Origin of the sequence: Gardnerella sp. 30-4 (assembly GCF_001641215.1) — a bacterium.
GTDB lineage: Bacteria > Actinomycetota > Actinomycetes > Actinomycetales > Bifidobacteriaceae > Bifidobacterium > Bifidobacterium leopoldii.
Genome location: NZ_LXJL01000109.1, coordinates 3,828 through 9,347 on the forward strand (window position 1 = coordinate 3,828; position 5,520 = coordinate 9,347).

Below are 5,520 nucleotides of genomic sequence, written 5' to 3' on the forward strand. Positions count from 1 at the left end.
AAGTAATACAATTCCAACATCGCTTGCTGTTACTGGCGCTTCTTCGGTAACTGTGATACTTCTTGCTGTTATTATGTTAACCTTTGCTTCAGGTTTATCGTTAGGTCGTTTTTCAGCTATAGTTCCTAAACATGGGAGAATGTCTACTGGGGCACGGCATAGCGAAATTCCTCCAATGAGGCGTAGATTAGTGCAATAATATGTTTTGATATAGAATATTTGACGCGTTAGTCTATTGAGATCTTTTTGAAGTAGATTAACGCGTCATTTTGCAATAAATAATACGATGATGCATAATATAGATACAACGATTTATTGTATTAATTTGTATATGATGTTATAACCTTTGTGTGGTTATGTAATTGATAAATCGGAGTAATGATGAAAAGTTATGATATTGATAAAGAAAAACTGATAGTACGCATGCATCGAGTACAAGGTCAGCTTGCAGCAGTCAATACTATGATTGAAAACGATGCGAAGTGTCAAGATGTTCTTATGCAGCTTTCCGCTGCAACTGCTGCTTTACATTCTTTAGCAGTGATAGTGGCAAGGGAACATGTCAATAAAGAAATACATGAATCTGTAAAAATTGGTACCGAAGGAGGTGCCGATGCAGCAATGGAAGATATTTCTGGTATCATTGACAGGTTATTGCGTTACGAAAAAGCGTAGTATTGGTAGTATCTAGTGATTAATTCGCATAATATTCTGCACACTGTTCGTCAATTGCAATCGCAGCCTTTCGAGGCTTCTTTCGTAGAGAAAAAATCAGAGTTTATTGGATGTATTTGTCATATTGACAATCTTGACGATGCTGTGGAATTTATGCAATCAGTGCGTTTTAAGAATCCTAAAGCTCGTCATGTTGCTTATGCTGCAATTTGTGGCTCATCGAAAGCTCAATTGCGTGAGCGCATGAGTGACGATGGTGAGCCAACTGGGACAGCAGGAAAACCAATATTAGATGTACTTAGATCGTCAAATTTAACAGATTGTGTAGTAACAGTAACGCGATATTTTGGCGGTATTTTGCTTGGAGCTGGTGGTCTAACCAGAGCTTATGCGCGTGCAGCAAGTATGGCAGTAGAATCTGCGCAAATAGTTGATATTATTACGTGCACTCGTTTTACTTGCAAGTTGCAATATCAACAATTGCGAATGTTGCAGCATATTGTAAGCCAAATGGAAGGCATAATTGACAACGAAATTTATGGTGCTGAAATTTCTCTTAATATTGCTATTCCAACTTTAAAATCACAAGAATTTCTTGATATGGTTCAGAATGCTTTTTCTGGAAGCGTTGTGCCGGAAGCAGATGGTACTCTAAGTAATAAGCTGATAGATACTAAGCGTTAAAGGTGATTTCATGGAAAAGACTAATGAAAAAACAAACACTACTGACGATTCATCTTATGAACCTTTAACTGCTGTATATGAGCATTTACGACATAGCGAAGATTCAGCTGAGCTTCATGAATTTGCTAGGAGAGAATTACCGGATCGATCAGATCAAGCGGCATTTTCTAGAGCCACTTCCTTGCTTGAAGCAGTTGCAGGTAATATCAATACTCCAGAAGAAGACCGTATTTATTTAGCTACAGAAATGCCTTTTCCAAACATATTAGTGAAACTTTCTGAAGATTCTGCTGATAAAGTGCGTTTGGCTGTTGCTGAAAATAAAAATGCTAAAAATTGGTTAGTTGGAAGACTTACTAAAGATTCATGTAACGCAGTTCGAAATGCTGCATTATGCAATCCAAAAGCTTCTTGGAAAATGCGTTTAGAGGGTGCGCAATCGGATGGCATAAGTGCTGAAACATTGAAATATTTGGCCTCCCTTGGTGTTAGTGCAGAAGAAAACGCTCCAACTGTATTAGCTTCCATGGTACGAAGAGCTGTTGCGTTAAATCCTGGTGTTCCACAAAATGTGCTGCAAGAATTATGTAACGATAAATCTGAAGATGTATCATCAGCGGCGCGCAGTCGTTGCTAACGCGAATAATGGAGCGTATGGATAATACAACAGATGAAGAAGTAGCAATGAAGCCATTACACCGTCTTGCTGAATTAATGGGCGTTGGCGTGAGTTTTATTGGTTCAGATAATCAAAAACACGAGATTCAAGATAACGTATTAGTTTCGGTTTTAGGCGCATTAGGCGTGGACGCTTCGACCAATGAGGCAATAGAAAAATCTACAAACGACGTTTTAGCGTATCGACATGGACGCATTATTGCGCCAACTATTTTGCACACTGTTGGCAAATGTGATGAAGTTACAGTTAATACGGGAATATTAGAATACCCAGTTGCAACATTGACATTGGAAAATGGTGAACAATATAAAGGCGATTTAACTATTGTTCCTAACGAAAATGATGTTGCATACCCTGTAAATGGAAAATTTGTTGCAACATCTCTTATAAAAATTCCTGAAGATGTGCCAATGGGTTATCACACATTGCGTGTGACGGTTGGTGAGCGTCAAGAAGAGGCAACACTTATTAGTGCTCCAGAAAGCATTGATACGCTTAATTCCTTGGAACCAAATGGAGAACAGCTTTGGGGATGGATGGCGCAACTTTACTCAATCCGTTCTTCAAAGTCCTGGGGCGTTGGTGATTTTGCTGATTTGGCGACTCTTCTTACTGAAGCTAAGCAAAAAACTGGTGCTGACTTTGTGCTAATAAACCCAATGCATGCAGGTGAGCCTATAACTCCGCTTACTCCATCTCCATACCTGCCGGTTGCTCGAGGAATGGTAAATGTAACGTATATTCGCCCAGAAAGTATTCCTGAGTACGAAACGTTAAACGATAAAACTCGCAAAGAAATTGAAAAGCTTCATGGACAGGTTGAGCCGCTTAACAATGACGCGCAAATAATAGACCGTGATTCCATGTGGCGTGTAAAAATGCGTGCATTGTGGCTGATTTTCAAGGCTGGTATGTCTGAAACTCGCGCTCGCGTTTTTAATGAGTTTAAGCAGGAGATGGGTGACAGGCTTGAATCTTATGCTACTTGGTGCTTGTGCTATGACAAGTGGGGTGCTCCAAAGGGTGACGATTGCTGGGAGAGGACTCTTACTAAGGATTCTGATCAAGTTCGCGAATTAGCTAATCGTTTCCCAGATACTCTTGAGTTTTATCGTTGGCTTGAGTGGGTTGCTTTTACGCAATTGCATGATGCTCAAGTTGCTGCTCGTAACGCTGGTATGAAAATCGGCATTATGTCTGATATGGCTGTTGGCGTGCATCCTGCAGGATCTGAAGTTTGGTGGAATCCAGAGCGATTTGCTAACGGAGCTACTGTTGGTGCTCCGCCTGATTACTTCAATCAGCAAGGTCAAGATTGGTCTCAGCCACCTTTGCATCCATTTGAGCTTGAGCGTACTGGTTTTAAAACATACCGAGATATGGTTCATGGAATGTTTGCTTCAGCAGGCGCTGTTCGCATCGACCATATTCTTGGACTTTTCCGCTTATGGTGGATTCCAGAAGGTTCAGCTCCAAGTGGCGGTGCTTATGTTTACTACGATGCTGATATTATGCTTGGCATTTTGGCAATTGAAGCCGCTCGCGCTCACGGTGTAGTTGTTGGCGAAGATTTGGGTGTTTTGCCTGCAAATGCTTTGGAAGTGTTGCGCAAGAAGGCTGTGCTTGGTTGCACGGTTGAATGGTTCGAAGAGCGTGACGGCGAATTCCGCACTCCAGACAAGTGGCGCGAAATGACGCTTGCATCTGTAAATACGCATGATTTGCCTCCTGCTGCCGGCTATTTGCGCTATGAACAGGTTAATATTCGTGAGCGTTTGCACTTGCTTACTGGTTCTGTTGAAGAATTCCGCGCTGGCGCTGAGGCAGAGCATCGCGCTATGATGCGAATGTTGGTCAAAGGTGGTTATTTGGATGCTCAGTTGCTTGAAGATGAGGATGCTCATACTCAGGAGATTATTGAGGCATTGTATCGCGCTTTGAAGGATGCTCCTTCGCGTTTGCTTGCTGCTTCTTTGGTTGATGCAGTTGGAGAGTATCGTACGCAAAATCAGCCTGGAACGAATGACGAGTATCCAAATTGGCGTATTCCGTTAGCTGATGGTGAAGGCAATCCTGTGTCTTTGGACAATATGTTTGATTTGCCTAGAGTGCGGTCGCTTTCAGCAATTATGAACGCGTGACGTTTTGCGATTCGTTTTGCGATTCGTTTTGCGATTCGTTTTGTAATTCGTCGCAGCCTTATATAAAATATACATTTGCAAGTAGTCGCCACTTGGCGATATACTTGCAGATTGTTGTGTTTCCCTAAGGGGTCCTTCAAAGCGCTTTTCCCACTCGCCATCGAGGACTTTCAGGGAGCCCACGGATTATGAGTAAAATATTTTCTATAAACCAAGAAAATATACGCTCGAAACACAATAGAGAAAAGGTACGATTGTGAAGACTTTCACACCGAAACCAGCAGATTTAACTCATGACTGGTACATCATCGATGCCACTGACGTGGTACTTGGTCGTTTGGCCTCTCAGGTAGCAATCTTGCTGCGTGGTAAGAATAAGCCAACGTTTGCTCCTCATGCTGATTCTGGCAATCACGTTATTATTATTAACGCTGAAAAGATTGCTTTGACTGGCAATAAGTTGAGCAAGGAACTGTATTCCCACTCTGGTCGTCCAGGCGGCCTTCGTCGTGATAGCTATGCAGAGCTTTTGGAGAGGAATCCAAAGCGTATTATCATGACTGCCGTTAAGGGCATGCTTCCAAAGAATCGTCTTGCTAAGGTGCAGCTTGACCGTCTTCGTGTGTTCACCGGCGCTGAGCATCCGCACACTTCGCAGAAGCCACAGGTCTTCGAGATCGCTCAGGTCTCTCAGCAGGCTAAGTGAGATCAAGGAGAATAGATATGGCAGAAAATAACAACTCCGCGGTTCTTGAGAACGAAGAAGAACTGACTAGCTACACCACTGAAACCAATGCTGGTGCAGGCACTGGTACTTCCGCCATCGAGCCAGGCTATGGCACTGGTCGTCGTAAGGAAGCTGTTGCTCGCGTGCGCTTGGTTCCTGGCTCCGGCAAGTGGACTATCAATGGTCGCACTTTGGAGGAGTACTTCCCATCTCGTTTGTTGCAGCGCGAAGTGAATTCACCAATCGTGTTGCTCAAGCTTGAAGGCAAGTTTGATGTTGTAGTCCTCGTTGACGGTGGTGGTACCACTGGTCAAGCTGGTGCTATTCGTTTGGGTGTTGCTCGTGCATTGAATGCTATCGATCGCGATGCAAACCGTGTTGCTTTGAAGAAGGCTGGCTTCTTGACCCGCGACGCTCGCGTTGTGGAACGCAAGAAGGCTGGTTTGCACAAGGCACGTCGTGCACCTCAGTTCTCGAAGCGTTAAGTTTCGCGAATTTATATTTGCAAATGGCTCCTGGTTTTGCTGGGAGCCATTTTTTGTATTTTTTATTATTTATTAAATTAAATTAAATTTGTTGAGTAAATGTTATAAATCTGTCTCTTATACACATCC

General features: G+C 42.8%; 7 protein-coding genes. All 7 read left to right on the forward strand.

Going from position 1 to position 5,520, the window contains the following annotated elements:
- The coding region (locus A5294_RS06935; RefSeq protein WP_231880207.1) for a hypothetical protein at nt 1-199 on the forward strand (199 nt) is incomplete at its 5' end.
- 179 nt (nt 200-378) lie between these two features.
- A complete protein-coding gene (locus tag A5294_RS05750; RefSeq protein ID WP_004105533.1) occupies nt 379-675 on the forward strand; it encodes a metal-sensitive transcriptional regulator in 297 nt (98 codons plus the stop codon).
- Nucleotides 676-690: 15 nt separating this feature from the next.
- Complete coding sequence (locus tag A5294_RS05755; RefSeq protein WP_004574095.1) at nt 691-1,359, forward strand: YigZ family protein; 669 nt, start codon at nt 691-693, stop codon at nt 1,357-1,359.
- Between the two features lie 10 nt (nt 1,360-1,369).
- Nucleotides 1,370-1,996: a hypothetical protein gene (locus A5294_RS05760; RefSeq protein ID WP_004105530.1), complete on the forward strand. Its 627-nt coding sequence runs from the start codon at nt 1,370-1,372 to the stop codon at nt 1,994-1,996.
- 17 nt (nt 1,997-2,013) lie between these two features.
- Nucleotides 2,014-4,179, forward strand: coding sequence for a 4-alpha-glucanotransferase (gene malQ, locus A5294_RS05765; protein ID WP_004574094.1), 2,166 nt, complete (start codon nt 2,014-2,016; stop codon nt 4,177-4,179).
- 256 nt (nt 4,180-4,435) lie between these two features.
- Nucleotides 4,436-4,885: a 50S ribosomal protein L13 gene (rplM, locus tag A5294_RS05770; protein WP_004574093.1), complete on the forward strand. Its 450-nt coding sequence runs from the start codon at nt 4,436-4,438 to the stop codon at nt 4,883-4,885.
- 17 nt (nt 4,886-4,902) lie between these two features.
- Nucleotides 4,903-5,391, forward strand: coding sequence for a 30S ribosomal protein S9 (rpsI, locus tag A5294_RS05775; RefSeq protein WP_004105525.1), 489 nt, complete (start codon nt 4,903-4,905; stop codon nt 5,389-5,391).
- The last annotated feature ends 129 nt before the right edge of the window (nt 5,392-5,520 follow it).

Excerpts from the sequence above, each read along its gene's own strand:
- malQ (WP_004574094.1), top strand. The coding sequence starts at position 2,014 with ATGGATAATACAACAGATGAAGAAGTAGCAATGAAGCCATTACACCGT.
- rpsI (WP_004105525.1), top strand. The coding sequence starts at position 4,903 with ATGGCAGAAAATAACAACTCCGCGGTTCTTGAGAACGAAGAAGAACTG.
- A5294_RS05760 (WP_004105530.1), top strand. The coding sequence starts at position 1,370 with ATGGAAAAGACTAATGAAAAAACAAACACTACTGACGATTCATCTTAT.
- A5294_RS05750 (WP_004105533.1), top strand. The coding sequence starts at position 379 with ATGATGAAAAGTTATGATATTGATAAAGAAAAACTGATAGTACGCATG.